Source organism: Brachybacterium sp. AOP42-C2-15 (assembly GCF_052377065.1).
Classification (GTDB): domain Bacteria; phylum Actinomycetota; class Actinomycetes; order Actinomycetales; family Dermabacteraceae; genus Brachybacterium.
The window spans coordinates 26,733-53,379 of record NZ_JBQSWK010000020.1; the positions used below are offsets into that span (position 1 = coordinate 26,733).

A 26,647-nucleotide genomic window follows, 5' to 3' on the forward strand; every position below is an offset into this window, starting at 1 on the left:
GCGCGCCGCGAGGAGCATGCGGACGGTGGGGCACAATGTCGGGGTGACAGAAGACCCCACCGCCCCGTCGCCCGCCCGCAGGGTGCGCAAGCTGCTCGCCCGGTCCGTCGACGACGCGCAGCTCGCACGCCCGGTGCTGGCGCTGGTCTCGCTGCTGCTGCTGTGCGTGATGATCCTGGGCGGCTCCTTCATCCCGGTGCCCTATGTCATCGAGCGTCCGGGGCCCGCGATCGATGTGCTCGGCGAGTACGACGGCGAGCAGATCCTGGTCATCGACGGGGCGGAGACCCATCCGACCGATGGCGCGCTGATGATGACCACGGTCTCCGTCGACGGCGGGCCGGGATACCGGGTGACTCCGGTGGAGGTCGTCGCCGCCTGGTTCGACCGCTCCAAGATGGTGCTGCCCAAGGAGGCGGTGTTCCCCGAGGGGCAGACCCGCGAGCAGACCGTGCTGAACAACACCGCCGCGATGAGCACCTCCCAGCAGGGTGCGGTCGCCGTGGCGCTGGACGAGCTCGGACTCGAGTACGAGTCCGTGGTGATGATCGCGGGAGTCGAGGAGGGGGCGCCGGCCGACGGCACCCTGGAGGGCGGGGACGTGATCGTCTCCGTCGGCGGCGAGACGGCGAGCTCCCTCGAGGGCTACCGCGAGCTGATCCGGGCCACGCCCGAGGGTGGGACGGTCCCGATGCGGGTGCGGCGCGCCGGTGAGGAGCTGGACCTCGAGGTCCCCTCCGAGATGGCCGACGGATCACCCCGGATGGGCGTGGTGCTCGCCGCAGGCTATGAGTTCCCGATGGACGTCCAGATCGCGGTCGGGGACATCGGCGGACCCAGCGCCGGAATGATCTTTTCGCTGTCCGTCTATGACGAGCTCACCCCCGGCGCCCTGACCGGCGGCCACCAGATCGCCGGCACCGGGACCATCGCCGTGGACGGCGCGGTCGGCCCCATCGGAGGGATCCGCCAGAAGATGGTGGGCGCCGACGAGTCCGACGCCGAGTTCTTCCTCGCGCCGAGCGCCAACTGCGACGAGGTCGTCGGCTACGAACCCGAAGGGCTCGAGGTCGTCGCCGTGACGGACTTCGAGGACGCGCTCGACGCCACCGAGACCATTGCCGAGACCGGCAGCGCCGAAGGCCTGCCCACCTGTGAGGACGTGAACAACGAATGAGCAAGCGCAATCGACGCCGCACTCCGCCGAAGCCGACAGTGGTGTTCGACTACGGGGGTGTGCTGAGCGCCGGGCATGACCCGGTGCCGGACCTGCATGAGCTGCTCGGCGGCGAGCCGTCGGTCCTCGAGGAGGCGCTGTGGCGTGAACGGGGTGCCTACGACCGCGGGGACACCACCCTCGCCGAGTACTGGGCCGCAGTGGCCGCCGCCGTCGGGGTCGAGGAGCTCTCCGAGGACGAGATCGCCGAGCTGCAGAAGGCGGACAACCGCTACTTCCTGCGGATGGACCCCGAGTCGAGGTCGCTGATCCACGATCTCGCCCGCAACGAGGTGCGCCTGGCCCTGCTGTCCAACGCGTCGGTGTCCTTCGCGGAGGAGGTGCGCCGTGCGGACTGGTTCGAGGCGTTCACCCTCGCCGTTGTCTCCGGCGAGGAGCGAGCGGCCAAGCCGGAACGCGAGATCTACGAGGTGATGCTCGACGTCCTCGCCCACGAGACCGGGGGAGTGTCCATCCCCTCGGCCGTCATCTACTTCGACGACCGCCAGGAGAACGTGGACGCCGCGAAGGAACGCGGCATCGACGCCCACTTCTGGCCCCGCAACGGCGATGTGCACCCCGAGGGGACCGAGCACGGCGCGGTGACGGCACGCCGGCTGCTCGCCGAACGCGGCGTCCCGCTGGACTGAGCGCTTGGACCGAGCGCTTCCGACTGGGCTGAGCTCTTCCGCCCGGACTGCTCGACTGCACTGTTCGACTGGACTGAGCGCGTGCGACCCGCACGCAATGGGGACCGATCCGGCGCCGCACGGGCGATATGGGTGGCACGCGTCAATCTCGGCCCCGCCATCGGGGGTCAGAGGCCCGGATGCGGGTAGAGTCGGGCAGTGCGACACATCCCGTGCGGCACCGCTCTGCGGCGCGCCGGTGAGAATCCCCAGAACCCCTCTCCGAACAGGAACACGAGTTGGCTGAATTCATCTACTCCATGTACAAAGCCCGGAAGGCCGTGGGCGAGAAGGTCATCCTCGATGACGTCTCCATGAGCTTCTACCCCGGTGCGAAGATCGGCATGGTCGGCCCCAACGGCGCCGGCAAGTCCACGATCCTGAAGATCATGGCGGGGCTGGACCAGCCCTCCAACGGCGAGGCGAAGCTCTCCCCGGGCTACAGCGTCGGAATCCTGCTGCAGGAGCCGCCGCTGGACGAGTCCAAGACCGTCCTGGAGAACGTCCAGGAAGGCATGGGCGAGCTGTTCCAGAAGGTCCAGCGCTTCAACGCCATCGGCGAGGAGATGGCGGAGCCCGACGCCGACTTCGACGCGCTGCTGGAGGAGATGGGCAAGCTCCAGACCGACATCGACGCCGCCAACGGCTGGGACCTCGACTCCCAGCTCGAGCAGGCGATGGACGCCCTGCGCTGCCCGCCCGGCGACGAGAAGGTCACCCACCTCTCCGGTGGTGAGCGCCGTCGCGTGGCGCTGTGCAAGCTGCTGCTGGAGAAGCCCGACCTGCTGCTGCTGGACGAGCCCACCAACCACCTCGACGCCGAGAGCGTGCTCTGGCTCGAGCAGCACCTCAAGCAGTACGAGGGCGCCGTCATCGCCGTCACCCACGACCGGTACTTCCTGGACCACGTGGCCCAGTGGATCGCGGAGGTCGACCGCGGTCACCTGTACCCCTACGAGGGCAACTACTCCACCTACCTGGAGAAGAAGGAAGAGCGCCTCAACGTCCAGGGCAAGAAGGACCAGAAGCTCGCCAAGCGCCTCAAGGAGGAGCTGGAGTGGGTGCGGTCCAACGCCAAGGGCCGCCAGGCGAAGTCCAAGGCCCGACTGGCCCGCTACGAGGAGATGGCCACCGAGGCCGAGCGCACCCGCAAGCTCGACTTCGAGGAGATCACCATCCCGCCTGGCCCGCGGCTGGGCAACCAGGTCATCGACGCCAAGGATCTCAAGAAGGGCTTCGGGGAGCGCGTGCTCATCGACGGGCTCTCCTTCACCCTGCCGCCCAACGGCATCGTCGGCGTCATCGGCCCCAACGGCGTCGGCAAGACCACGCTCTTCAAGACCATGGTGGGCCTCGAGCCGCTGGACGACGGCGAGCTGAAGATCGGCAAGTCCGTCAAGATCAGCTACGTCGACCAGAACCGCGAGAACATCGACCCGGAGAAGAATCTCTGGGAGGTCGTCTCCGACGGGCTGGACTACATCCAGGTCGGCAAGGTCGAGATCCCCTCACGCGCCTACGTCAGCCAGTTCGGCTTCAAGGGCCCGGACCAGCAGAAGAAGGCGGGGATCCTCTCCGGCGGTGAGCGCAACCGCCTGAACCTCGCGCTGACCCTCAAGCAGGGCGGCAACGTGCTGCTTCTCGATGAGCCCACGAACGACCTGGACGTGCAGACCCTCGGCTCGCTCGAGAACGCGCTGCTCGAGTTCCCCGGCTGCGCCGTGGTCGTCTCCCACGACCGCTGGTTCCTGGACCGGGTCGCGACCCACATCCTGGCCTATGAGGGCACCGAGGAGAACCCGGCGAACTGGTACTGGTTCGAGGGTAACTTCGAGTCGTACCAGACCAATAAGGTCGAGCGCCTCGGCGAGGACGCCGCACGTCCCCACCGCGTGACCTACCGCCGCCTGACCCGCGACTGAGACAGACGATCTGCCGGACGCGCCCGCACGACACGCCGCCCCGCTCGCCATCGCGAGCGGGGCGGCGTCATGCTCAGAAGGATCAGACCCCGGAGACGGCGGGGTCCAGGCTCGCCACCACACGCTCGGAGGGTGTCCCGGACTCATTCCCAGGGGGCATCTCGCGGGTCACGAAGAGACGCTCATCGCTCTCCTCGGTGGTGAACCTGATAGAGCCGTCGTCGGCGAGATCAAGCACCCCCAGACTGCGCTGCACCCCATCGGTCTCGCCCCAGAGCTCGAGGACCTCGTCCTCCCAGCCCACGACCCCTTCGGCGCGCAGTGAGATGCCGTCCTCGGTGATGACCGCGCGCCAGGTCCCGTTGTCGCTGACTCCGGGGACCAGCTGGGCGCCGGCGGTCATGGTGTGGTTCGCCCAGGCTGAGGCGAGGCGCTCGGACTCCTCGAGCTGATGGTGGACATCCGACAGCAGATAGCCGAGCACCAGCAACGCGGCCACTGCAGCTGCTGCGACGGTGCGGGAGAACCACGGGACGCCGCGGCGCCCCTGCTCAGTGCGCCGCTTCTCGCGCCGGCGGTCGCGACGCGAACGCTGCTTCTCATCGGTGGCGCGGAAGGAGAAGGCGGGGGACGAGGCGCCCTCCGGAGCGCCCGTCGGCAGAGCCGCCTCGCTGCTGGCGGCCATCGACGAGCCGTCCTGTGGCTCCACGGCGCTGGAGTGGCGTCCGCCCGCCATCGCCGGCGGGCCGACCATCCGACGCTGCGAGTCGGTTCCGAGCACCGGAGTGGCGTAGTCGCCCCGATAGCTGGGCTCGGGCTCTGCGGCGCCTGCAGGACGGGCCGAGAGCGGACTCGAGCTGGCGCCATCGGTCCGCACTGCACCGAAGCCCTCGAGCACGGCGAGGCGCAGATCGCGAGACGGCGGGACCGTGGTCAGCAGCGCGAGACGCGCCGCGGCCTCGATGGCATGGCGATGAATCCCTGCCGTCTCCGGATACCGGGTCAGCTCGCGCAGTCGGAGCCGCTCACCCTCCTCGGCGAGGGCCAGGGCATCGAGTGCGGCCAGCGCTCGAGTCTCCACATCGGGCGGACCGCCGAAGGGGACCAGCTGATCCAGTGCCTGGGAGAGGATCACGGCGTTCTGCTGGCGAGGCTGCCCCGTGTAGGAGAACCGCCCCTGGGCGGCGGATTCGACCAGCGCACGATGTGCCGGCGGCAGCTCCAGCAGCACGCGCAGCACCTCCACCTCCCGTCGGTCGCGGGTGCGGTCGTTGACCAGGTCCGGTGCGACCAGGGAGCGCACGTCACCGCTGGGGTTGGTGGCCACTGCGGCCCGTCGGGCCCGGTCCAGCACCGCCGCCTCGCCCGGCAGCCCGCTCGCGGCGAGATCGCCGGCCTCTCGAAGGCAGGAGCGCAGCACCGTCACGGCGAGCTTCTCCGCCCGCGCCGAGGAGCCCGTCACATGCACGGAGAGGCCGTGGATGCGGGGCCCGAGCACGTCCACCAGTGCGGCCGCGGCACGCTGATCCCCACCGGCTGCTCGCCGCAGCAGCGTGCGCGTCGGATCGAGGCGCTCTCCGAGGTCGATGGTGTCCTCCGGGATCGCGGGCATCTCCCCGGTCCGTATGTCGCTCCCCATCGGGCGCCTCCGTGCGTTCTGCTCTCGTCGTCGGGGCACCGTCCCCCACGGTGCCGCACCATTGTCGCAGGCAGTGACGCCGGTGAGGGGCGAATGCCGCTGTCGGCGCGGGAACGGGCGGCCCCACCGGGAGGAAAGCTCTTGCAAGAATGTTGCACAGCGAGGGAGTTCTGCGTGTCGGACGATCTGGCAATCGGGCATCTCCCCTGGTAGGGCGGCGGAAAATGCGGGCAGAACATCGTCGTCCGAAGCGCAAGAAATGTGCAAGACCTGTCAACGTCCTCGGGTACCGTGGTGCCATGAAGCCGATCTCCACGATCACGGTCTCCTCCGACCTCCCCAGCGTCCTCGAGCCTCTGCGCGACCTCGCGCTGAACCTGCGCTGGACCTGGCGCCGTCAGACCGTCGACCTGTTCCGCTCGCTCGACCCGCAGGTGTTCGCCGCCAGCGGGGAGAACCCGATCGCGATGCTCTCCCGGGTCCCGGCGGGGCGTCTGGCCGAGGCGGCCCGCGACGAGACGTTCCTCGCGCAGATGCGTTCTGAGGCTGGTGACCTGCGCACCTACCTCGACTCCGGTCGCTGGTTCCAGCGCACCGTCCCCGGGGCACAGGGCGCCGGTGACGGCTCCTCGATCGCATATTTCTCCATGGAGTTCGGGATCACCCCGACCCTGCCGATCTACTCCGGGGGCCTCGGCATCCTCGCCGGTGACCACCTGAAGTCCGCCTCGGACCTCGGGGTGCCGCTGGTGGCCATCGGCCTGCTCTACCAGTGGGGCTACTTCTCCCAGTCGCTGGACCCCAGCGGGTGGCAGCAGGAGAACTACCATCACAACGATCCCGAGCAGCTGCCCATCTCTCCCGTGCTCACTTCCGCCGGAGAGCAGCTGACCGTCTCGGTCACGATGCCGGGCGGCCGTGAGGTCGCCATCGCCGTCTGGAAGGCGCAGGTGGGCCGGGTCCCCCTGCTTCTGCTCGACACCAACCTCGAGACCAACGACGAGGATGCCCGCCAGATCACCGACCGGCTCTACGGCGGCGACCACGAGCACCGCATCGTCCAGGAGATCGTGCTGGGGATCGGCGGCGTCCGCGCCGTCGAGGCGTACGCCCAGGCGACCGGAGCTCCGGCACCCACCGTGTTCCACCTCAACGAGGGCCACGCGGGCTTCTCTGGCCTCGAGCGTGTAGGCCGCCGGATCGACGCCGGGGCCAGCTTCTCCGAGGCCGTGGCCGAAGTGCGGGCGGGCACCGTGTTCACCACCCACACCCCGGTGCCGGCCGGCATCGACCGCTTCGACGCCTCCCGGCTGCGCAGCTACCTCGACGCCGACGAGACGGGCCTGTCCCGCCTGATCCCCTCGCTGCCCGTCGAAGCCGCACTCGCCCTCGGGATCGAGAAGGGCGGGGACGTGTTCAACATGGCCCAGCTCGGATTCCGCATCGCCCAGCGCGCCAACGGCGTCGCGAAGCTCCACGGCGCGGTCTCCCGCGGCATGTTCCAGGACCTCTACCCGGGCTTCGACGTGCCCGAGGTGCCGATCGGCTCGGTCACCAACGGCGTGCACCGCCGCACCTGGACCTCGGCGCACATGGATGACCTGTACAAGAAGGCGCTCGGCGACGTCGACATCTCCTCGCTGAGCGACTGGAGCGCCCTGGCGACCCTCACCGACCATGAGCTCACCGAGACCCGCAACGCGCTGCGCGCGGATCTCGTGACGATGGCTCGGGATCACGTCAAGGAGTCGTGGCTGCGCCGCGGTGCCGACGAGGCAGAGCTCGCCTGGACCGAGCACATCCTGGATCCCAACGCCCTGACCATCGGCTTCGCCCGCCGCGTCTCGACCTACAAGCGCCTCACGCTGATGCTCTCGGACCCTGAGCGTCTCAAGAAGATCCTGCTGGACGAGTCGCGTCCGGTCCAGATCGTGGTGGCGGGCAAGTCGCACCCGGCCGACCGCCCCGGCAAGGAGTTCCTCCAGCAGCTGGTGCAGTTCGCCGATGACCACGGCGTGCGCCATCGCATCGCCTTCCTGCCCGACTACGACATCCGCATGGCCTCGGTGCTGATCGCCGGCTCGGACGTGTGGCTGAACAACCCGGTCCGACCGGAGGAGGCCTCCGGCACCTCCGGCATGAAGGCCGTCCTCAACGGCGGGCTCACCTTCTCGGTGTCCGACGGCTGGTGGGACGAGATGAAGGACGACGAGGCGGGATGGACCATCCCCACCGCGGAGGTCCCCGACCAGTCCGAGCGCAACCGGATCGAGGCCGAGGCCCTCTACGAGATCCTCGAGCAGTCGATCGTCCCGCTGTTCTACGAGCGTGACGCGCGCGGCATGCAGCGTGGCTGGATGACCAAGGTCCGCTCCTCGCTGGTCAAGGTCGCCCCGCAGATCGTCGCGGCACGCATGGTGCGTGACTACGTCACCGACCTCTATCTGCCTGCCGCCCGGGCTGCGTCCGCCTTCGCCTCGGATCCGGCGCTGGCCGGCGAGTTCACCGAGTGGAAGGCCGCAGTGCAGCAGGCCTGGTCTGCGATCGCCGTGAGCGGGGTGACCCTCGAGGGCACCGACGGGTCGACGGTCTCCACCGGCGCCGAGGTCACGCTGGTGGCAGACGTCGAGCTGGGCGGCCTTCGCGACACGGACGTGCTGATCGAGGCGGTGCTCGGTGAGATCGGCGCGGATGATGAGATCATCGATCCTCAGCTGATCCCTCTGCAGCGCGGGGACGACGGCCGCTGGGCCGCACGCTTCGCGCTCGCCGCTCCCGGCGAGGTGGGCTACACCGTGCGGGTCACGCCGCAGCACCCGGTGCTGGCCTCCCGCGCCGAGCTCGGGCTGGTCGCCACCGCCTGAGCGACCCGCCGCACCACCACTGAAAGGCCCCGACCCCGTGCCGACCCGCCGCCAGCTCCTGCTCACCACCGCTGCGATGGGACTGGCCGGGGCCGGGGCGCTCAGCGGCTGCTCCTCGGATCGGTCCGTCGAGCTCGAGGACGGCGACACGCTGCGGATGCGGGTGTGGAGCGAGGCGGCAGCGGCGGCGTACGAGGAATCCCTCGCGGAGTTCACCGACAGCACCGGGATCGCGGTCGAGGTAGAGGTGCTCGGCTGGGATGACTACTGGACCCAGCTGCCCTTGGACGTGGCGGCGAAGAACCTGCCCGACGTGCTGTGGATGAACACCGCGAACCTCGCCCAGGCTCATGCCAGCGGGCGGCTGCTCGAGATCGGCGAGATCGTCGGCGAGACCTCCTCCCGGTGGGAGGGCGTCGCGACGGACCTCTATCGGCTCGAGGACGGGCTGTGGGGTGTTCCCCAGCTCTGGGAGCAGAGCATCCTGGTCGCGCACGAGGGCCTGGTCGCCGCGGCCAAGGGTGACGCGACCGCGCTGAGCTTCGACCCCGGCGCGCCGACGGACCCGCTGCGGGACCTCTCCCGCGCGATCACCGTCGACGGGGAGGGCCGCCACCCCGGGGACGAGGGCTTCGACCCCGGCACCCGGGCGACGTTCGGCTTCAGTGCGCATCCCGACCGTACTGCGGTGCTGGGACCGTTCATCGCTGCTCAGGGCGGCAGCTGGCAGGACGAGGACGGGACGATGTCCTTCGCCTCCGACGCGGGCACCGCTGCGGTCCAGTACCTCGCCGATCTCGCCTCTTCGCACCTCGGCCCGGCGGGGTCGGAGACCACCGCGGACCCGACGCTGTGTCGGAACCTCTTCCTCCAGGGCAAGCTCGGTCTGCTGCAGACGGGCACCTACGATCTGCACACCCTGGCCGAGGAGATCGGTGGCAGCTTCGACTGGGGCATCCATCCCGTCGTCGCCGGCTCCCAGGGCCCCCGCCCGCTGGTCCACGCGATCGCCGCCGTCGGCGTCGAGGCGAAGAAGGATGAGCGGGCCGCAGCGATCGCCGAGCTGCTGAACTGGCTCGGTGGCGCGGACGGCCAGCGCGTGCTCGCGGAGAACCGCCTGGGCATCCCGGCCCATCGCGATCTGCGCGGCGCCTGGGAGGAGAGCTGGGCGGAGGCCGGGGTGGACGTCTCGGTGATCGAGGCGCCCGAGTCCGCGGCGCGCCCCGAGACGGGGGATCGTTCGGCGATCGCCACCGGCACCGCTCTGCAGGGCATCGCGAAGATCTTCCGTGGCGAGGCCACCGCCGCCGAGGCGCTCCCCGAGGCGCAGCAGGCCGCCCGGGAGGCGATGGGCTGAGCAGGGCTCGACGGAGCGGCGAGGGCTGCACGGAGATCTGAAGCGAGAGCTGGGTCTATACTCGGCCGCGGACACGGGGTGCGTCGTACGACGCTGAGATCACACCCGTGGAACCTGATCTAGTTCGTACTAGCGAAGGGATGTCCTCCATGGCTCCGTCGTACCCTGCCCGAATTCCCCGTGTGCTCTCGATCGCCGGCACGGACCCCTCCGGGGGAGCCGGCACCGCCGCGGATCTCAAATCCATCACCGCCGCAGGCGGTTACGGCATGAGCGTGGTCACCGCGCTCGTCGCCCAGAACACCCGCGGCGTGCGGGAGATCCACGTCCCGCCGGCCCCGTTCCTGGACCGGCAGCTCCGCGCGGTCAGCGACGATGTGGTGATCGATGCGGTCAAGACCGGCATGCTCGGCACTGCCGCGCTCATCGCGACGGTCTCCGAGTGGCTCGACGAGCATCCCCCGCAGATCCTCGTCGTCGATCCGGTGATGGTCGCGACCAGTGGTGACAGCCTCCTGGCGCCGGACGCAGAGCAGGCCATGATCACCTTCTGCTCGCGCGCCACCGTCGTGACCCCGAACATCGAGGAGCTCGCACGCCTGACGGGGAGCGAGCGCGCCCGTGATGAGCGGGCCGCCCTCGAGCAGGCCCGAGGATGGGCCGCACGGACAGGTGTCGCCGTCGTGGTGAAGACCGGACATCTGGACTCCGCGACGGTGACGAACACCTGGGTGGGCCCCGACGGCATCTGCCTCCCGGTCCCCTCGACGCGGGTGAGCTCGACCAGCACCCACGGCACCGGATGCTCCCTCGCTTCGGCGCTCGCCACCCGATTGGGCAGCGGGGAGTCGCCGCAGGAGGCGCTCGCCTGGTCCACCCAGTGGCTGCATGAGGCCATCTCCCACGGGGAGGCGCTGCGGGTCGGGAGCGGCCACGGTCCGGTGGACCACTCCCACCGCGCCCGCCGTCTGCAGGCCGCCGGGGAATCCACCCCCTGGCTCGGTCCGGGAGCTGTCCCACCCATCCTCGACTCCCCGGACCAGATCCTTTCGGCGCTCGGTGCCGCGCTCCCGGCAGCGGCGCGGATCGAGCCTGCCGTCGCCCCGGCCGGGCCATGGACGCAGGCGCTGTGGGCTGCGGGGGAGCCCATCGCTCGCAACATCGCGGAGTCCGACCTCGTCCGTCAGCTGGTCGACGGCAGTCTGCCCCCGAACGCTTTCGCGTTCTACCTCGCCCAGGACTCGCTGTACCTGCGTCGCTACTCCCGCGCGCTCGCGGCGCTCTCGGCCGCTTCGACCGATGTCGTGGCCCAGGTGTTCTGGGCCCGCGGTGCGAGCAGCTGCCTCACCGTCGAGTCCGCGCTGCACCGTGGCCGGCTCGGTGAGCAGGAGGAGATCGGGGTCTCCCCGGTGACCAGCGCCTACACCGACTTCCTGCTGGCCACCACCCTCGGGGAGGAGCGTGCTGTGGGAACCGCCGCCGTGCTGCCCTGCTACTGGCTGTACGCGCAGACGGGGGCCACACTGCCCTCCGTCCCGAGCGATCACCCCTATGCGGACTGGCTCGACACCTACCGTGACCCGGGCTTCGTCATCGCCACGCAAGGAGCACTGGAGCAGGTCGAACGGGAGCTCGCCACAGCCTCCCCAGCGGTCCGCTCCGCAGCGGTCCGTGCCTATCTCCTCGCCAGCCGGCATGAGCTGGAGTTCTTCGACCAGGCGCTGCGCCTGGCGGCACCGGTTCCAGCGGACCAGCACGAGACGATCCTGGAGGGGGCGCTGTGAGCGGGACCCATATGCTGCCGGGGACCCCGATCGCGACCACCGATGAGCGCCTCCCCCCGGCCGGCCGGGCCGCCCTGCGCGCCGGCGTCGTGGGCAACTGGGTGGACAACATCCACGTCTTCCTGCCGCTGACCGCGCTGGCCCCGGCGATGGTCGTGCTCGCCGGGCCCGCGGCAGCAGCTTCGACGGGGTCCCTGATCGTCGTCGCGATGCTGTTCGGGCGGCCCGTCGGCGGGATCGTGTTCGGGCGCATCTCGGATCGTCTCGGGCGCACCCGCACCACCCGGGTCGCGATCGCCGGAACCGCCGCCTGTGCGCTGGCGATCGCCATGACGCCCACCCACGAGATCCTCGGTGCGGGGACGATCGCCCTCATCCTCGCGCTGAGGTTCCTCGGCGGAATCTTCGTGGCGGGGGAGTACTCGGCTGCCATCCCGCTCGCCATGGAATGGTCCCGGCCCCGACGGCGCGGCCTCATGAGCGGATTGATCCTCTCGATGGCGCCGTGGGCGCAGGCGAGCATCGCCTTCTCGGTGGCGATGCTGCTGATGATGCTGGGCCCCGATGCCTACGCGGCGTGGGGGTGGAGGCTGCTCTTCGTGCTCGGAGCACTGGCCTCGATCGGCATGCTGATCTACTACAGCCGCCAGGTCACCGACGCCCCGGTCTTCCACCGACGGGCCCGGACCACGTCGGTGCGCCCACGAGCGGGCCTGCGGGATCTGCTCACCGGCCGCTGGGCCTCGTCGTTCTGGCAGGTCTTCCTCCTCATGACGGGGCTCTGGCTGCTCACCAACACCACGGTGCTGCTGCTGACCGGCCGACTGGGGACCGACACCGGACTGCCCGCGACCGGCGTCTCGATGGCGATCGGGATCGCCTCCATCGCCCAAGCGGTCGTGATGGCGCTCGCCGGTCACCTGTCGACCCGAACCGGTCGACGCACCCTGTTCATGGCCTGGGGACTGGTCGCTGCGGTGGCCGGCCCGCTCGTGTGGTGGCTCGCAGTCACCTCGCAGTCCTTCGGCCGAGCGGCAGTGCTCGCGGCCGTGCTGCAGGTCATCACCGTCTCTGCCTACGGCCCGGTCTCGGCGTACCTCTCCGAGCGGTTCCCGACCGAGGTGCGCTCCACCGGCTACGGCATGGGCTACAGCCTCTCCCTCGTCCTTCCCGCGCTCTACCCCTTCTACCTGCCGTGGCTCGAGGCGCTGCTCGGGCGTCACGGGTCGGTGATGGCGCTGATCAGTCTGGGCGGCGGGCTCCTCGTGCTCGGTGCCGCGCTCGGGCCCCGACTCTCCCCACGGGACGTCGACGCTGACATCGATACCGTTGCCGACGGGGTCCGCGAGCACGGGCCGGTGCAGACGACGGAGGGAGCACGATGAGCCCGACGGACCCGGACCTCGCCCCGGTGGCGCACGTGCTCGCTGCCGTCCGCCGGCGCCAGCCGCTGGTGCACTGCCTCACCGCGACGGTCTCCATGGGGATCGTCGCCGACGGGCTGCTCGCCGCCGGCGCACGCCCCATGATGACCGAGACCCTCCAAGAGGCCCCCACCCTCACGACGCTGGCCGATGCGCTCGTGATCAACCTGGGCACCCTCAGCACCGACGCGATGGACGGCATCCCGGCGACCGTCGCCGCCGCCGTGCGGGATGCCCGCCCCTGGGTGCTGGACCCGACCGCGATCGGGATCGCCCCGGTGCGGACCGCGCTCGCGCGCACCCTGCTCGACTCCCACCCCTCCGTGGTGCGAGGGAACGCTTCCGAGGTGCTCGCCCTGGCCGGAACCGGGCGTGGCGGGCGCGGCGCGGACTCCCAGACGGATCCCGGGAGCGCCGAGGACGCCGCTATGCAGATCGCAGCGCACACCGGCGGCGCCGTCGCGGTCTCGGGCCCCGCCGATCTCGTGCTCTGCGGCGACCGGCGGACCCGCCTGGCGAGGGGGAGCGAGCTGCTGACACGGGTCACCGGCACCGGGTGCCTGCTCGCCGCGCTGACCGCGACCTGCCGGGCCGTCGAACCCGACGCCTTCACGGCCGCGCTCGCCGCGACGACCTGGATGGCCCTCGCAGGAGAGACGGCCGAGCGCTGCTCCACCCGGCCGGGCTCCTTCCGCATGCATCTGCTGGACGCACTGGACGAGGTGGGACGATGACCCTGGATCTGCGCTGCTATCTGGTGACCTCGGGGACTGGCCGGCGCACGGTCGAGGCCGCGGCGGCTGCCGCCGCGGGCGGTGCCGGGGTGATCCAGGTCCGGGCCAAGGACGCCACGACCACCGAGCTGCTGGAGCTGACCTGCGCCGTCGCCGCCGCCGTGCACGAGGCGCGGCCCGCCGCCCAGGTGCTGGTCGATGACCGCGCCGACGTCGCCTTCGCCGCACGCCGCAGGGGCGCCGCGGTGCACGGCGTGCATCTGGGGCAGGACGATCTCCCAGTCGCCGCGGCACGCGCGATGCTGGGCCCGGAGGCGATCATCGGCCTGACCACGGGGACGCTGGAGACGGTCCGCCGGGCGGAGGAACTCCATGAGCTGCTGGACTACGTCGGCGCCGGACCGTTCCGGCCCACACCGACGAAGGACTCCGGTCGTGCTCCCCTCGGCCTGGCCGGCTACCGGAGCCTCGTGGCGGCGACCAGGCTCCCCATCGTCGCGATCGGCGGCATCACCGTCGAGGACGTCCCGGCGCTCGCACGGACAGGGATCGCCGGGATCGCGCTGGTGCGGGGCCTGATGGACGCCGACGATCCGGAGCGCGCCGCTCGGGACGTCGTCACCGCGGCCGGGCCGTGACAGACCGGCTCCGGTGAGGAAGACTCAAGACCGACCATCCGCGTGCATCGAGGGAGGGATCCCATGGCCACTGTCGCCCACCCCTCTCAGGAGGCGCTCCTGAATCGGATCCGCAGCCTGCTCCCGCCCGGGCGAGCTGTCCGAGAAGTCTCGATGTTCGGCGGCAGAGCCGTCATGCTCGAGGACGCGATGCTGGTCTCCGTCGGAGGTGACGGCTCGCTGCTGGTCAGGGTCGAGCCCACGCGCCACACCGAGCTGCTGACGCAGGATGGTGCCCGGCAGGCGGTGATGGGGACGCAACGGTCGATGGGGGAGGGCTGGATCGACGTCGAGCCCCGCGCCCTGGCCGAGGACATGGCCCTCGGCCGGTGGCTCCAGGACGCACTCGAGTTCCACGACCGCTGAGCGGTGGAACGCTCCCGGCCGCTGGATCCGGGTGCTGCTGGCGCTGCTCCTCAGCGCCCGCCGGACAGCACCCGCCGTTCAGCGCCCGCCGGTCAGCGCCTGCCAGCAAGCACCCGCTGGTCAGCGGGCCTGCTTGGCCCGGATCATGCCCTCCTGGGTGACGGTCGCGACCAGGTCACCGCTGCGGTCGAAGAGCTGGCCGTGGGTCAGGCCGCGCCCGCCGCTCGCGGAGGGGGAGCGCTGGACGTAGAGCAGCCAGTCGTTGGTGTCGACGTGCTTGTGCCACCAGATGGCGTGGTTGATCGTCGCCATCTTCAGGCCGGGCGTCATCCAGCTCAGCCCCTGACGGCGCAGGATCGGCTCGAAGGGCGTGTAGTCGCTCGCGAAGGCGAGGATCGCATCATGCGTGAGCGGTTCCGCCTCGATCGGGGCGAGCATGCGCATCCACACCATCTGCGACTCCGCACCTGCCGCATCCGGGCGCAGATAGATCGGATCGGTGACGTGACGGATGTCGATCGGGCGCTGGGTGGCCCAGAAGCGCGCCACCGGATGATCGATCCCGTCGAGCACCTCGGCGGTGGTCGGCAGCCCCTCGGGATCCGGCGCCTCGGGGGCGCGCTCCTGATGCTCGAGCCCGTCCTGGTCCTCCTGGAACGACGCCGTCATCGCGAGGATCGTGCGCTCCTCCTCATCAGCCTCCTTGCCGGGCTGGGTGGCCAGCACCCGGCGCACGGAGAACGAGCCGCCATCGCGCAGCGCATCGACCTGGAAGCGGATCGGATGCGAGGGATCGCCCGGGGCGAGGAAGTAGGAGTACATCGAGTGGATGCGGCGATCGGGGGAGACCGTGCGGCCCACCGCCGTGACGGCCTGGCCCATCACCTGCCCGCCGAAGACGTGCCCGCCGGGATGAGGGGAGGAATCACCCTGATATGCGGCGACGGTAGCCGTCGTCGAGAACTCGCCGAAGGGGGCGCTCTCGCGCAGATCCAGCAGATCCACGAGACCGGCGGCGATCTTCGAGGGGTCGGTGTGCGCAGAGGTCATGCGGCCGATCGTACTGGCGATGACGCCTACGATGAGAACCATGGCACCTCATTCCCTCGCCGATGCACCCGATCTCACGCCGGGAGAGCCGCAGCCCCTGGATATCCCGGTCGCGGTCCGCTGGACGGACCTCGATGCCTACGGCCACGTGAACAACGCCGCGGTGGTGCGCCTGCTCGAGGAGGCGCGCATCGCCGCCTTCTGGCAGCCGCCAGCCGAACAGGTCGAGCTCGGTGCGCCGCAGCCGCCGGCAGCGCTTCCGGTCGGCGGGGCCGGGGCGGCGGTCAGCACGGTCATCGCCTCGCAGCGGATCGAATACGCGCGGCCGCTCGGCCATCGCCGCGACGGCGTGGTGGTGCGGCTGTGGCTCTCCCGGATCGGTGGAGCCAGCCTCAGCGTCGACTACCTCGTGCTCACCCGCGACGATCCCGACGCAAGGACTCCCTACGCCCGGGCACGCACCGTGGTGGTGCTGGTCGACGCCGAGTCCGGCGCGCCCGTCCGCCTGGAGCAGGAGACCCGCGACCAGCTCCAGCAGTTCTCCGGCGAACCGCTGCGCTTCCGCGACTGAGCCCAGCTCAGCTCAGCTGATCGGGGACGGTCTGCCCGGCCGCCGGTGCCTCGCCGCCGTCGACCGTGTTGAGCAGTGAATGCGCGGCCCGATCCAGGTAGTCCCACAGCGTCTGCTCGTGCAGGGGTGCGAGGTCCAGGGTGTCGAGGGCGGCGCGCATATGTCGCAGCCACGCATCGCGGGCCGAGGGGGAGACCGGGAAGACGGCGTGCCGCATCCGCAGCCGCGGATGGCCGCGCTCCTCGCCGTAGGTCTTCGGACCGCCCCAGTACTGCTCGAGGAAGGTGCACAGCCGGTGGCGCGCCCCGGTGAGGTCCTCCTCCGGATACATCGGACGCAGTTCGGGATCCTCGGCGACACCCTCGTAGAAGCGGTCCACGAGCCGTACGAAGGTCTCATGGCCGCCGACGGCTTCGTAGAAGCTGATCTGCTCGGGCTGGGGGGACGGGGTGGTCATAGCTGGCGCTCTCCGGTCTTGGGGGTCACGAAGGTGGGAGTCATCTGCGGGCTGTCACTTCTGGACGGTCTCGACGAAACGGGGCATGGCGAAGGCGATGTCCGCGGCGGCGAAGCCGTCTCGGATCCGGGCGCGCAGCTCTCGCTCCACGCCCCACTGCTGACCGGGAGGGGTCTGCATCACGACACGGCGCTGGTAGCGGTTCGCATCCACGGCGAGCATGCCGGTGATGCTCGCGGCGGCGAGGATCTGGTCCTCGAATTCGGGATCCGCGGCCAGCTCGGCGGTGACCGACTCGAGCACGGTGGTCACCTGGTCGTCATCCGCCGCAGCGTCGATGTCGAGCACCACCACGGCATTCGAGAAGCCGCGTGCGTAGTTGCCGACCCGGATGATCTCGCCGTTGCGCACCGTCCACAGCACCCCGTCGATGCCGCGCACCTGGGTGGCGCGCAGGTTGATCGACTCGACGGTGCCCTCGGCGTACTCGATGTCCACCCAGTCGCCGACGGCGACGATGTCCTCGAAGAGCATCACCACGCCCGCGACCACGTCCTTGATGATGGTCTGGGCACCGATGCCGGCCGCCAAGCCCACCACCCCGAGACTCGCGATGACCGGGGCGATGTTCACCCCGATCTCGGAGAGGATCATCACCGAGGCCACGGCCCAGATCATCACGTGCGCGATGTTGCGGGCCACGTTAGACAGGGTGTGCGCACGCTGTTCGCGACGGGCCTGGGCCGCCTTCTGCGAGCGTGGATCCCGTTTGATCACGGTCCCGGCCACGGTGGAGAGCTTCGATCCGGACTGGACCATGGTGCGGAAGAACCGGCGCAGCAGCCAACCGGCCAGGAGACTCGCGATCGTGGCGGCCAGCAGGATGACGACGATCTTGACGCCGCTGGTGGCCAGCCAGCGCAGCAGCTGATCCATCAGGCTCAGCGCCTCATCGGTGGTGGGTGAGGTCAGCAGCGGTTCGAGATCCAGGGGGTCGTCCAACATACTTTCGACGATATCGCCCGGGCCGCCAGAAGTCTGGAGGAGTCCAGGGCGAGGTGGGTCACCGACCCGCCTCGCCCCGGCCCCGTTCGCGGGCTCACAGCGCGTCGCTCAGCGGCGTCTTTTGTGCTGTGCTCCTGCCGTTCGCGGGCTCACAGCGCGTCGCTCAGCGGTGTCTGCTGGGCTGTGCTCCTGCCGTTCGCGGGCTCACAGCGCGTCGCTCAGCCGATGTCCGCCGCGCGGACGCGCTCCTGGCGGGCGACGGTGTCGCGGCCCTCGATGATGATGCGGCGCAGCCCGAAGGGGGCTTCCTCGGCATCGGCGAGCCACTGATCGGCGGCATCGAGCACGGCCTGACCGCCATAGCTGTGCGGGAAGTAGCCGCCCACGAGGCGGGTGGCGATCTCGTTCGAGCGCTCCTTCCACACCTGGTCGATCATCGAGAAGTAGCGCTGTCGGTAGGGGGCCAGCAGCGACTCGTCGACCACTCGGCGGAATCCCTGGATCACCGCGGTGACCGACTCGTTGGCCAGGGTGTCCTTCTCCACCGTGCGGCGCCAGGCCTTGGCCTTGGAGACCTCGGTGGGCAGCGCCGCCTTCGCGGTGAGCGCATGCTTCCGGCCGGACTGGGTGTCGTCGGCGGCGAGCTGCTCGTCGATGCCGGCGACGTCGATCCCGCCCAGCACCGCGAGGGCGATCACGAGCTTCCAGCGCAGATCGGTGTCGATCTCTCGGCCCGGCAGGGTGACCGTCCCGCCGAGCAGCCCCTCGAGGGTGTGGCGGTGCTCCTCGGTGCGGGCCAGATGCGCGAAGCTCTCGACGAACTGCAGCTGGGCATCGGAGCCTGCCTCAGCCGCGACCGCGAGCTCCCAGACGGCGCTCGCGGCGGCCTCGGTGCGCTGGGCCCGCTGGTCGACGGCGGCATAGGGGCCCGCGACGGTCTCCAGCTGCTGCAGCAGGGTGCGCACCACCGAGGAGGAGTCCTCCCCGGTGAGGTTCGCGAGGACCAGCTGCTGGTAGCGGCGGCTGGGCAGCTCGCCGTCGCGGACCATGTCCCAGGCGGCGGACCACAGCAGGGTCCGTGCCAGGGAGTCGTCCAGATCGCGCAGGTGCTCCATCGCGACGGCGAGGGACTTCTCGTCGAGGCGCACCTTCGAATAGGTGAGGTCACCATCGTTGAGCAGCCACAGGTCGGCGCGCTTCCCGGTCAGCGCGGGCACCTCGGTGAGCTCCCCGTCCACGTCCAGCTCGACGGACTCGGTGCGCACCAGCGCCCCGTCCTGGAGCGAGAAGCCGCCCACCTGCAGGCGGTGCGGGCGCAGGGTCTGGTGCTCCGCCGGAGCGGTCTGGGAGATTGCGAAGCGGGTCACGGCACCGGTGGCGTCACGTTCGATCACCGGGCGCAGCGTGTTCACCCCGGCGCGCTGGAGCCACAGCTCGGCCCAGCTGCTGAGGTCACGGCCGCTGGTGGCCTCGAGCTCGACCAGCAGATCCGTCAGCTCGGTGTTCCCCCAGGCGTGCTTGGCGAAGTAGGCGCGGACCCCGGCGAAGAACTCCTCCCGGCCCACGTAGGCGACCAGCTGGCGCAGCACCGAGGCGCCCTTGGCGTAGGTGATCCCGTCGAAGTTCGTCTCGACGGCTTCGAAGTCGACCATGTCGGCCACCACCGGATGGGTGGAGGGCAGCTGGTCCTGCTGGTAAGCCCAGCCCTTCTCCGACAACGCGAAGGTGGTCCAGGAGCCGGTCCAGCGGGTGGCCTCGGCGCTCGCGAGCGTGGAGGCGTACTCGGCGAACGACTCGTTCAGCCACAGATCGTCCCACCAGCGCATGGTGACCAGATCGCCGAACCACATGTGAGCCAGCTCGTGGAGGATCGTGAGGTCGCGTCGCTCGCGCACCGCGTCGGAAACCTCGGAGCGGAAGACGTACGCCTCGACGTAGGTGATGGCGCCGGGGTTCTCCATCGCCCCCATGTTGTACTCCGGCACGAAGATCTGGTCGTACTTGCGGAACGGGAAGTCCTGGTCGAACGCCTCCTCGTAGAAGTCGATGCCGGCCTTGGTCACGTCGATGACGTTCTGGGCGTCGACATGCTCGGCGAGCGAGGCGCGGGCGAAGACGCCCATCGGGATGGTCCGGCCGTCGCGGGTGGTGATCTCCCCGGTGCCGCCCTGGTAGTTCCCGGCGATCAGGGCGAAGAGATAGGTGGAGATGCGCTCGGTGGGCTCGAAGGCCCAGGTGGCGATGCCCTCCCCGGCGGGGGTCGAGGCGGGGGTGGGGGAGACGGAGATGACCCGCCAGTGCGCCGGGGCGGTGACCGTGAGCTGGTAGGTGGCCTTGAGATCGGGCTGCTCGAAGCAGGCGAACATGCGGCGCGCATCGGAGACCTCGAACTGCGAGTACAGGTAGACCTCGTCGTCCACCGGGTCCACGAAGCGGTGCAGGCCCTCACCGGTGTTCATGTAACGACCGGTCGCCAGGATCCGCACGGTGTTCGCGCCCTCGCGGAGCGCGGGCAGGCGCACCCTCGCTCCGTCGAAGTGCGAGGCGGGATCGGACAGCAGCTCACCGTTGAGCTCGATCTCCTCGACGGATGCTGCGATGAGGTCGACGAAGGTGTCTTGGGCGGAGGTGGACGAGAAGCGGATCGTCGTCTCGGTGAGGAATGTCCGCTCGTCGGTGGTCAGATCAAGACGGATCTCGTAGGAATCGGTGCTGAGGAACGAGGCACGGCTGCGGGCCTCGTCGCGAGTGAGGTTCTCGGATGACATGGGCTCCATCCTGCCACCGACCCTGCATGCCTCGGAACTGAAGCGGCTCCCTGTGCTGAAGCAATCCTGCTCAGCGCTGCGTCAGGTCCAGATCCCAGGTGTAGTGGGCGGGCAGCGTGGGCAACGGCCACTTCGGATCCGGGAAGAAGTACTCATAGCCCGCCGAGAAGGGGTAGGTCCAGTCGGCGATGTGCTGTTCGGCCCGGTGGCCCGCGGCGCGGATCGAGGCGATCTCCTCGGCGGAGAAGTACCCGGTGCGCTCCGCGCCTTCGAGCTCGTCCTCGTCCTTGTAGTGCCAGTCCCGGCGAGGCAGCACCACCAGGTCCAGCACCAGGTCCCGGGTGCAGATGCCCTCCGCGGTGCGCTCGTAGGGCGTCTCGAGGTTCACGTAGTAGCAGCCCAGCGAGCCGTCGTCCTTGTAGAACAGCCAGATCGAGTAGGGGGAGTCCGGCAGCCCGATCATCAGGATGCCGTTGCCGGTCCACAGCTGCTTGGACTGGATGCGGGGCGCGGTGAACATGCCCTCGTCCCCGGCACGGCGCAACGCTGCACCGGATTCCAGCACGGGCAGCAGCACCTCGGTGCCGGGCGCGATCCAGACCACAACACCGCGGTCATCGTCCAGCACGACTGTGCCGGGGCGGACGGTGCGGGTGGGGTGCTGTGGGGTGTAGTAGGTCCAGGTCACCTGGTCGCCGGGCGACCAGCGCGGGGTGGAAGACATGGTGGTGATCCCGGCCGGATCGGCCTCCACGGACGCCCCGTACCGACCGGCCACCGAGCCGGGGCTGCACTGCCCGTGAAGGGGTAGGCGTATGGAGCGACCATACCGCCTCCCTCTCCGCGGGAGGTGCGGCGCGCCGTCAGGAGGCCAGGGGTGCGCTCCGCAGCTGCGAGGAGGGCAGGGGCGCGCCGCGCAGCTGTGAGGCGAGGGGGCAGTCGAACGGGTCCGCGTAGCCCAGGCCCACCTTGTTGAGGTAGCCGATGATGACTCGGTAGGAGGCGATCAGGTTCGTCTCGGTGTAGATGATGCCGCGCTCGGCGCAGAACTCCCGGACGATCGGCCGCACCTTGCGCAGGTTCGCCGAGGGCATCCGCGGGAAGAGGTGGTGCTCGATCTGCAGGTCCAGCCCACCCATCGCGATGTTCATCAGGCGACCGCCGGTGATGTTGCGGCTGGTGAGCACCTGGCGGCGCAGGAAGTCGACCTCCATGCCCTGCGGGATCAGGGCCATGCCCTTGTGGTTCGGGGCGAAGGAGCCACCCATGGTGATGCCGAAGACGGCCAGCTGCACGGCGAGGAACGCGGCACCGAGGACCGGCCCGAGGGTCACCAGGACGATCACGGGGAAGCCGATGATCCGGATGAGGACCAAGGTCAGCTCGAACGCACGGTGCTTGACCTTCTTCTGACGCAGCAGCGAGGAGATCGCCTCGTAGTGGAGCACGAAGGCGAACAGGCTCAGCAGCGGGATGAAGGCGTAGCCCTGGCGGCGGAGGAGCCAGCCCATGAACCCGGTGCGCTCCTGCGCGTCGCCGGGCACGAACACCAGCCAGCCGGGGGCGATGTCGCCGTCGCGGCCGATGGTGTTGGGGTGGGCGTGGTGCTTGTTGTGCTTGCGATTCCACCAGGCGATGCTGAGCCCCACCACGAGGTTCCCGATGATCCGGGAGAACCATTCGTTGCGGCGGCCGTTGGCGAACACCTGCTGGTGCGCGGCGTCGTGGCCCAGGAACGCGGCCTGGGTGAACAGGACCCCGAACAGGACGGCGACGGCCAGCTGCCACCAGGTGTTCCCGAGGGTCAGCAGCAGGGTGAAGGCGCCGGCGAACACTGCGGCGAGGATCGCGGTGCGGACCATGTAGGAGCGCACGTTCCGGCCCATCAGTCCTGCGGCCTTGACGCGCTCGGAGAGCTCGAAGTAGTCGCGGGTGTGGTCCGCAGCACGGTACTGAGCGGTGCTGGGCTCGACAGTGGTGGTCATGGTCACGACGTTACGAGGCGCGGCGGTGCGGCGCGTCCCTCGTCGGAGCGAACTTCCACCCCCTACCCGGGTAGGGGGTCGGCCAGCGGGATCCGTGCTCGCAGCAGGAAACCACCGGCCGGCGTGGGCCCGCTCTCGACGGTCCCGCCGAGGGCGCCGACGCGCTCCCGGGTGCCTACCAGCCCCATCCCGGCCCCGGGGAGCGGGTCGTGCAGGACAGCCGACGGCGGGGGAGCCTGGTTGCGGACGCTGATCTCCAGAACGCCGCCGAGACGGAGGATCCGGACCTCTATCGCCGCGCCGCGGGCATGCCGCAGGGCATTGCTCAGGCCCTCCTGCACCACCCGGTAGGCGGTGAGGCCGGTCGTCGGCAGGACTTCGACGTCGTCGAGCTCGGCACTGATCTGCGCGCCCGCGCTGCGGCTGGATTCGACCAGCTCCTCGATCTGGGAGAGGCCCGGCATCGAGACTTCCGCGATCGACTCGTCGGTGCGCAGGATCGTCAGCAGCGAACGCATCTCGCCCAGCGCCTGGCGGGCCGACCCGGCGATGTCCTCGAACTCGCTGACGGTCTCGGCATCGAGATGCTGCAAGCGGTACTTCGCGGTCCCCGCCTGCACCGTGATCACGGACATCGAATGCGCGACCACGTCGTGCAGCTCGCGAGCGATCCGGCCCCGTTCCTCGAGCTCCCGGCGGCGACGCATCTCCTCCACGCTCACGCTCTGCGCCTGCTCGGCCTGCCCTCGAGCCAGGATCCACTGCCGGGCGGTCAGCCCCAGCAGGACCACGCCGCCGCTGATGGCCACCAGCACCACCCCGTTGGTCGTCACCGCGCGCAGGGTCCCTTCCGGCAGCTTCGCCGGGTCGGTCACCAGCAGCACCAGCAGGGTCAGGATCGCTCCTGCGGACCACGCCGACAGTGCCCAGTACCAGCGATGGAAGATCGCGAGGACGGCCAGGGTGAGGCAATGGGCCAGCAGCGCGGTCACCGGCCATGGCCAGGGCGCTGTCCCGTGACCGGGCGCGGTCACCAGCAGCACCGCGAGCGCGGCAACAGCAGAGAGCGCGAGGCCAGCCCAGGGCCAGCGGGCTCCCAGCAGGGCTGCGGCGCCGGCGGCTGCGGAGACCACCATCGCCGCCGCAGGATGCACCTCGTAGACCACGGTGGTGACCGGCCATCCGACGACCACCAGCACGAAGGCGAGGTAGGCGATCGTCATCCGGCTCCACGCGTTCTCGCGCAGGCGGTGGTCGGAGGCGGCGAGCGGGGAGATCCTGGCCGCCCCAGCAGGGACGCCCCCGGGGAGGCGGGCGCCGGGGGCTGCACCACCGAGCAGGGATGCGGTGACTACCGCGTCGAGGCGGGCCAGCAGATGCACGCCGGCAGGGAGGGTCAGCGCCAGGATCAGACCGGTGACCGCGGCCAGCGCCCACTGTCCCGGCACCTCTCGGGTATCCGGAGGCAGCAGCCGTCCCCATGCCCAGTGCGTGAGCCCGCTGAGCGATCCGAGGATCCAGAGCAGGGCGAGCGTCCCGGTGAGTGCGCGCACCGGCAGGGCGATCAGCCCCTCGAATCCGAGGTCGAGCCACCGGCGCGGATCGGTGACGCGGCGCAGCGGACCGGCGGCGCCGGGTCCCGCCGGTCGGTATCGCGGGGTGGAGACCTCGAGTCCCCAGCGGAGGAGCCGAGCCCGGTCCCAGCGGGCGAAACCGGATGCCAGGGTCAGCGTCAAGGGCAGCAGCAGGACGCCGATCCAGAGGACCGCCAGAGTGGCGGAGACCGCGGTGAGCGGGACCAGCACCAGCACGGAGAGCAGAGTCAGCCCCAGCCCGGAGAAGAGCAGCGCCAGATCGGGGCCCAGCTGGCGCAGGCTGCGCCGGTCAGGGACCAGGAACATGGCGGGGACCTCTCATCGAACGGGGATACGGTGTGCTCATGGAACCCGCTGCGCACGACACCCTCCGGGTGCTGGTCGTCGATGACCAGTCGATGATCCGCGGCGGCTTCGAGGCTCTGCTGAACGCCCAGGACGGGATCGAGGTGGTCGGCACCGCGGACGATGGTGCCGGGATCACGGACGTGGTCGCGCGCACCCGTCCGGATGTGGTGCTGATGGACATCCGGATGCCGCACGTCGGGGGGCTCGAGGCGACCCGTGAGGTGCTCGGGATGCCGGGGACACCGCCGAAGATCATCATGCTGACCACTTTCGATGCGGATGAGTACGTCTTCGCGGCGCTGCGGGCCGGAGCCAGTGGATTCCTGCTCAAGGATTCCACACCCCAGGAGCTGGTCCACGCCGTGCGCGTGGTCGCCGCGGGCGAGTCGCTGCTCGCCCCGCGGGTGACCCGTGCGTTGATCGCGGATTTCGTGGCTCGTCCCGAGCGGCCCGATGGCGCTGATGCGAGCCTGTCGGTGCTCACCGAGCGGGAGCTGGACGTGCTCCGGCTGGTCGCCCGCGGGATGGCGAACCGCGAGATCGCCGCGGAGCTGGTGATGGCGGAGCAGACGGTCAAGACGCACGTCTCCCGGGTGCTCGGAAAACTCATGCTGCGCGACCGCACCCAGCTGGTGGTCGCCGCCTACGAGTCGGGACTGGTGCGCCCCGGCGACTGAGTCGAGAAGTCACCCGGCGCGTCAGCTGACGGGTGAATGGCCTGAGCGGGGTCAACCCAGCGCCGACCACAGCAGGACACCTGCGCTGACGAGGCACAGCGCCGAGATCACCAGCAGCAGCACACCGGTCCACGACGCCCGGGCGCGACCAGGAGTCGGAACCGGTCGCGCCGGCGCAGGGGGCAACGGTGATGACTGCGCGTCGGCCCAGGGCGCACCGGGGTTCTGCGCGGTGCCGTGCAGCTCCATGGACTGCGGCCCAAGGGGCTGCGGCATCGCAGGACTCCGCCTGGTCGGGTCGTGCAAGAAGCGCTCTGTGGTGTTCCCCGATGAGCCTGAGCTGCCCGCAGAATGCTGCGGCCGCACGGCCTGCCTCTGCTGCGCTGGCGGCGCCGGAGGAGCGGCGGCGGACGATGCCGCGGGTGGCGAGCTGGCGGACCGGGACAGGGCGCTCAGCCGTTCGTGGAGGCCCGGCGCCAGTCCGGCCAGGCTGCCGGGCCCATCGAGGGGGACCTCCTGCAGCGAGTCCGACGCCTCGATCCGGTCGGTCACCTGGACGAGGGCCCCGTTCGCGGCGCGGGACCAGGAGCCTGGCGGGGAGGACGGCAGCGGGATCCGGTCCCTGGCCTGTGCCGCCTCCGGTCGCGCTGCCGGCTCGGGGGTGAGCATCTCCTGCAGCAGCTGCGCGAGCGGCCGGGCAGCCGGGTCCGCACTGGCGGCGAGCACGTCGTGCGCGCGCTCGGGGAGCTCGGCGGGCAGCAGCCGTTCCCGGGGCCGCGGTGGTGCGAGGGCCTCGAGCGCGCAGGCCGCGGCGGCCCACACATCCTGGGATGCCGAGGTGCCCATCCCTTCGAGGACCTCGGGTGCCATGAAACCGGGGGTGCCGTGCCGGAATCCCGTCTCCGTCAGCCGCACGTCGGTCTCATGCAGGGCGATCCCGAAATCAGCGAGCAACAGGTGGGGGGAGCCGTCCGCGGTGGGCTCCAGCAGCAGGTTGGCGGGCTTGACGTCGCGATGGACCCAGTTCGCCTCATGCATCGCCGCCAGTGCGTCCAGCAGCTGGCGCAGCAGCTGAGCGACCAGGCTGGGCGACAGCGCACCGTGCTCCGCGATGGCCCCGGCCAGCGTGCCGCCATGCGACAGCGGCATCACCAGCACGATCGTGTCGTCCTCCGCGACCCAGGTGTACGGAGGGAGCAGGTGGGGGTGCTGCCCGAGCCCCTGGGCGGAACCGACCGTCTGCTCCCGCACGAAGCGCAGCACATCAGCGCCGTCCCGCTGCCGCATCACCTTGGCTGCGCAGACCGCCCCGTAGCGGCGGTCGATCGCACGCCACAGGGAGCCCGAGGCACCCCGGGCGAGGGGAGTGAGCAGTTCGATTCGACCAGCGATGACATCGGACATGATGGACGTCATGCTAGGGCACCCCGCCCGAGTCGGTCGGCCCGAAAGCGCAGGATCTGGCACTCTGTCCTCTGAACAGTTCCACCTCGCCGAGCTGGCCCACTCCGCCCACCGA

21 protein-coding genes and 1 riboswitch are annotated in these 26,647 nt (G+C 70.3%); of the genes, 12 read left to right on the top strand and 9 right to left on the bottom strand.

The annotated features are described in order from the left end of the window. Window positions 1-43 precede the first annotated feature (43 nt). The 3 genes from ACT3SQ_RS11965 to ettA all read left to right on the top strand — a co-directional run bounded on the left by ACT3SQ_RS11965 (window position 44) and on the right by ettA (window position 3,827). Window positions 44-1,177: a YlbL family protein gene (locus ACT3SQ_RS11965; protein ID WP_441444157.1), complete on the top strand. Its 1,134-nt coding sequence runs from the start codon at window positions 44-46 to the stop codon at window positions 1,175-1,177. Beyond that, on the top strand, window positions 1,174-1,866 hold the full coding sequence (locus ACT3SQ_RS11970; RefSeq protein WP_441444156.1) for an HAD family hydrolase: 693 nt from the start codon (window positions 1,174-1,176) through the stop codon (window positions 1,864-1,866). The genes ACT3SQ_RS11965 and ACT3SQ_RS11970 overlap by 4 nt, the downstream gene beginning before the upstream one ends. A gap of 278 nt (window positions 1,867-2,144) precedes the next feature. Next, the gene (gene ettA, locus ACT3SQ_RS11975) at window positions 2,145-3,827 is read left to right on the top strand and encodes an energy-dependent translational throttle protein EttA (protein ID WP_442331705.1); all 1,683 of its coding nucleotides are present in this window, start codon (window positions 2,145-2,147) and stop codon (window positions 3,825-3,827) included. A gap of 82 nt (window positions 3,828-3,909) precedes the next feature. On the opposite strand, the gene ACT3SQ_RS11980 is transcribed toward ettA, so the two are convergent. After that, window positions 3,910-5,466, bottom strand: coding sequence for an RNA polymerase sigma factor (locus ACT3SQ_RS11980; protein ID WP_441444154.1), 1,557 nt, complete (start codon window positions 5,464-5,466; stop codon window positions 3,910-3,912). A gap of 299 nt (window positions 5,467-5,765) precedes the next feature. On the opposite strand from ACT3SQ_RS11980, the gene glgP reads away from it, so the two are divergent. The 7 genes from glgP (at window position 5,766) to ACT3SQ_RS12015 (ending at window position 14,672) form a co-directional block, all read left to right on the top strand. Next, on the top strand, window positions 5,766-8,330 hold the full coding sequence (gene glgP / locus ACT3SQ_RS11985; RefSeq protein WP_441444153.1) for an alpha-glucan family phosphorylase: 2,565 nt from the start codon (window positions 5,766-5,768) through the stop codon (window positions 8,328-8,330). 37 nt (window positions 8,331-8,367) lie between these two features. Beyond that, window positions 8,368-9,687, top strand: coding sequence for an extracellular solute-binding protein (locus tag ACT3SQ_RS11990; protein ID WP_441444152.1), 1,320 nt, complete (start codon window positions 8,368-8,370; stop codon window positions 9,685-9,687). Window positions 9,688-9,751: 64 nt separating this feature from the next. Beyond that, a riboswitch (TPP riboswitch) is annotated at window positions 9,752-9,845 on the top strand. Continuing rightward, complete coding sequence (locus tag ACT3SQ_RS11995) at window positions 9,837-11,471, top strand: bifunctional hydroxymethylpyrimidine kinase/phosphomethylpyrimidine kinase (protein WP_441444151.1); 1,635 nt, start codon at window positions 9,837-9,839, stop codon at window positions 11,469-11,471. (Overlaps the previous riboswitch by 9 nt.) Next, window positions 11,468-12,856 (top strand): MFS transporter, encoded by a 1,389-nt coding sequence (locus ACT3SQ_RS12000; protein WP_444601155.1) that lies wholly within the window; start codon window positions 11,468-11,470, stop codon window positions 12,854-12,856. Before ACT3SQ_RS11995 ends, ACT3SQ_RS12000 begins: the two co-directional genes overlap by 4 nt. Further along, window positions 12,853-13,629 carry a hydroxyethylthiazole kinase gene (gene thiM, locus ACT3SQ_RS12005; protein ID WP_441444149.1) on the top strand — a complete coding sequence of 259 codons (777 nt, stop codon included), beginning with the start codon at window positions 12,853-12,855 and terminating at the stop codon, window positions 13,627-13,629. Before ACT3SQ_RS12000 ends, thiM begins: the two co-directional genes overlap by 4 nt. Then, complete coding sequence (locus ACT3SQ_RS12010) at window positions 13,626-14,267, top strand: thiamine phosphate synthase (RefSeq protein WP_441444148.1); 642 nt, start codon at window positions 13,626-13,628, stop codon at window positions 14,265-14,267. The genes thiM and ACT3SQ_RS12010 overlap by 4 nt, the downstream gene beginning before the upstream one ends. A 63-nt stretch (window positions 14,268-14,330) precedes the next feature. Then, entirely contained in the window at window positions 14,331-14,672 is a 342-nt protein-coding gene (locus tag ACT3SQ_RS12015) for a TfoX/Sxy family protein (protein WP_441444147.1), read from the top strand. Between the two features lie 120 nt (window positions 14,673-14,792). Here ACT3SQ_RS12015 and ACT3SQ_RS12020 read toward each other — a convergent pair whose 3' ends face one another. Beyond that, complete coding sequence (locus tag ACT3SQ_RS12020) at window positions 14,793-15,722, bottom strand: acyl-CoA thioesterase (protein ID WP_441444146.1); 930 nt, start codon at window positions 15,720-15,722, stop codon at window positions 14,793-14,795. A gap of 40 nt (window positions 15,723-15,762) precedes the next feature. Here ACT3SQ_RS12020 and ACT3SQ_RS12025 point away from each other — a divergent pair, with 40 nt between their 5' ends. Beyond that, window positions 15,763-16,293 carry an acyl-CoA thioesterase gene (locus ACT3SQ_RS12025; RefSeq protein ID WP_441444145.1) on the top strand — a complete coding sequence of 177 codons (531 nt, stop codon included), beginning with the start codon at window positions 15,763-15,765 and terminating at the stop codon, window positions 16,291-16,293. 7 nt (window positions 16,294-16,300) lie between these two features. Here the strand turns inward: ACT3SQ_RS12025 and ACT3SQ_RS12030 are convergent, their stop codons facing one another. The 6 genes from ACT3SQ_RS12030 to ACT3SQ_RS12055 all read right to left on the bottom strand — a co-directional run bounded on the left by ACT3SQ_RS12030 (window position 16,301) and on the right by ACT3SQ_RS12055 (window position 24,409). Next, entirely contained in the window at window positions 16,301-16,750 is a 450-nt protein-coding gene (locus ACT3SQ_RS12030) for a globin (RefSeq protein ID WP_441444144.1), read from the bottom strand. 54 nt (window positions 16,751-16,804) lie between these two features. After that, window positions 16,805-17,755 (bottom strand): mechanosensitive ion channel family protein, encoded by a 951-nt coding sequence (locus ACT3SQ_RS12035; protein WP_441444143.1) that lies wholly within the window; start codon window positions 17,753-17,755, stop codon window positions 16,805-16,807. 218 nt (window positions 17,756-17,973) lie between these two features. Continuing rightward, window positions 17,974-20,523: an aminopeptidase N gene (pepN, locus tag ACT3SQ_RS12040; RefSeq protein ID WP_441444142.1), complete on the bottom strand. Its 2,550-nt coding sequence runs from the start codon at window positions 20,521-20,523 to the stop codon at window positions 17,974-17,976. A gap of 70 nt (window positions 20,524-20,593) precedes the next feature. Next, window positions 20,594-21,247: a DUF402 domain-containing protein gene (locus ACT3SQ_RS12045; protein WP_441444141.1), complete on the bottom strand. Its 654-nt coding sequence runs from the start codon at window positions 21,245-21,247 to the stop codon at window positions 20,594-20,596. A 139-nt stretch (window positions 21,248-21,386) separates the two neighbouring features. Further along, window positions 21,387-22,508, bottom strand: coding sequence for a fatty acid desaturase family protein (locus tag ACT3SQ_RS12050; RefSeq protein WP_444501745.1), 1,122 nt, complete (start codon window positions 22,506-22,508; stop codon window positions 21,387-21,389). Window positions 22,509-22,570: 62 nt separating this feature from the next. Further along, a complete protein-coding gene (locus ACT3SQ_RS12055; protein WP_444601156.1) occupies window positions 22,571-24,409 on the bottom strand; it encodes a sensor histidine kinase in 1,839 nt (612 codons plus the stop codon). Between the two features lie 38 nt (window positions 24,410-24,447). Between ACT3SQ_RS12055 and ACT3SQ_RS12060 the strand changes: the two genes are divergently transcribed. Continuing rightward, window positions 24,448-25,128 carry a response regulator gene (locus ACT3SQ_RS12060; protein ID WP_441444138.1) on the top strand — a complete coding sequence of 227 codons (681 nt, stop codon included), beginning with the start codon at window positions 24,448-24,450 and terminating at the stop codon, window positions 25,126-25,128. A 51-nt stretch (window positions 25,129-25,179) separates the two neighbouring features. Here the strand turns inward: ACT3SQ_RS12060 and ACT3SQ_RS12065 are convergent, their stop codons facing one another. After that, the gene (locus ACT3SQ_RS12065; RefSeq protein WP_442331707.1) at window positions 25,180-26,532 is read right to left on the bottom strand and encodes a serine/threonine-protein kinase; all 1,353 of its coding nucleotides are present in this window, start codon (window positions 26,530-26,532) and stop codon (window positions 25,180-25,182) included. Window positions 26,533-26,647: the final 115 nt, after the last annotated feature.

Coding starts and splice junctions, on each gene's coding strand:
- ACT3SQ_RS11970 (WP_441444156.1), top strand. CDS start 1,174: ATGAGCAAGCGCAATCGACGCCGCACTCCGCCGAAGCCGACAGTGGTG.
- ACT3SQ_RS11980 (WP_441444154.1), bottom strand. CDS start 5,466: ATGGGGAGCGACATACGGACCGGGGAGATGCCCGCGATCCCGGAGGAC.
- glgP (WP_441444153.1), top strand. CDS start 5,766: ATGAAGCCGATCTCCACGATCACGGTCTCCTCCGACCTCCCCAGCGTC.
- ACT3SQ_RS11995 (WP_441444151.1), top strand. CDS start 9,837: ATGGCTCCGTCGTACCCTGCCCGAATTCCCCGTGTGCTCTCGATCGCC.
- thiM (WP_441444149.1), top strand. CDS start 12,853: ATGAGCCCGACGGACCCGGACCTCGCCCCGGTGGCGCACGTGCTCGCT.
- ACT3SQ_RS12010 (WP_441444148.1), top strand. CDS start 13,626: ATGACCCTGGATCTGCGCTGCTATCTGGTGACCTCGGGGACTGGCCGG.
- ACT3SQ_RS12015 (WP_441444147.1), top strand. CDS start 14,331: ATGGCCACTGTCGCCCACCCCTCTCAGGAGGCGCTCCTGAATCGGATC.
- ACT3SQ_RS12020 (WP_441444146.1), bottom strand. CDS start 15,722: ATGACCTCTGCGCACACCGACCCCTCGAAGATCGCCGCCGGTCTCGTG.
- ACT3SQ_RS12025 (WP_441444145.1), top strand. CDS start 15,763: ATGGCACCTCATTCCCTCGCCGATGCACCCGATCTCACGCCGGGAGAG.
- ACT3SQ_RS12030 (WP_441444144.1), bottom strand. CDS start 16,750: ATGACCACCCCGTCCCCCCAGCCCGAGCAGATCAGCTTCTACGAAGCC.
- ACT3SQ_RS12035 (WP_441444143.1), bottom strand. CDS start 17,755: ATGTTGGACGACCCCCTGGATCTCGAACCGCTGCTGACCTCACCCACC.
- pepN (WP_441444142.1), bottom strand. CDS start 20,523: ATGTCATCCGAGAACCTCACTCGCGACGAGGCCCGCAGCCGTGCCTCG.
- ACT3SQ_RS12045 (WP_441444141.1), bottom strand. CDS start 21,247: ATGTCTTCCACCCCGCGCTGGTCGCCCGGCGACCAGGTGACCTGGACC.
- ACT3SQ_RS12050 (WP_444501745.1), bottom strand. CDS start 22,508: ATGACCACCACTGTCGAGCCCAGCACCGCTCAGTACCGTGCTGCGGAC.
- ACT3SQ_RS12055 (WP_444601156.1), bottom strand. CDS start 24,409: ATGTTCCTGGTCCCTGACCGGCGCAGCCTGCGCCAGCTGGGCCCCGAT.
- ACT3SQ_RS12060 (WP_441444138.1), top strand. CDS start 24,448: ATGGAACCCGCTGCGCACGACACCCTCCGGGTGCTGGTCGTCGATGAC.
- ACT3SQ_RS12065 (WP_442331707.1), bottom strand. CDS start 26,532: ATGTCCGATGTCATCGCTGGTCGAATCGAACTGCTCACTCCCCTCGCC.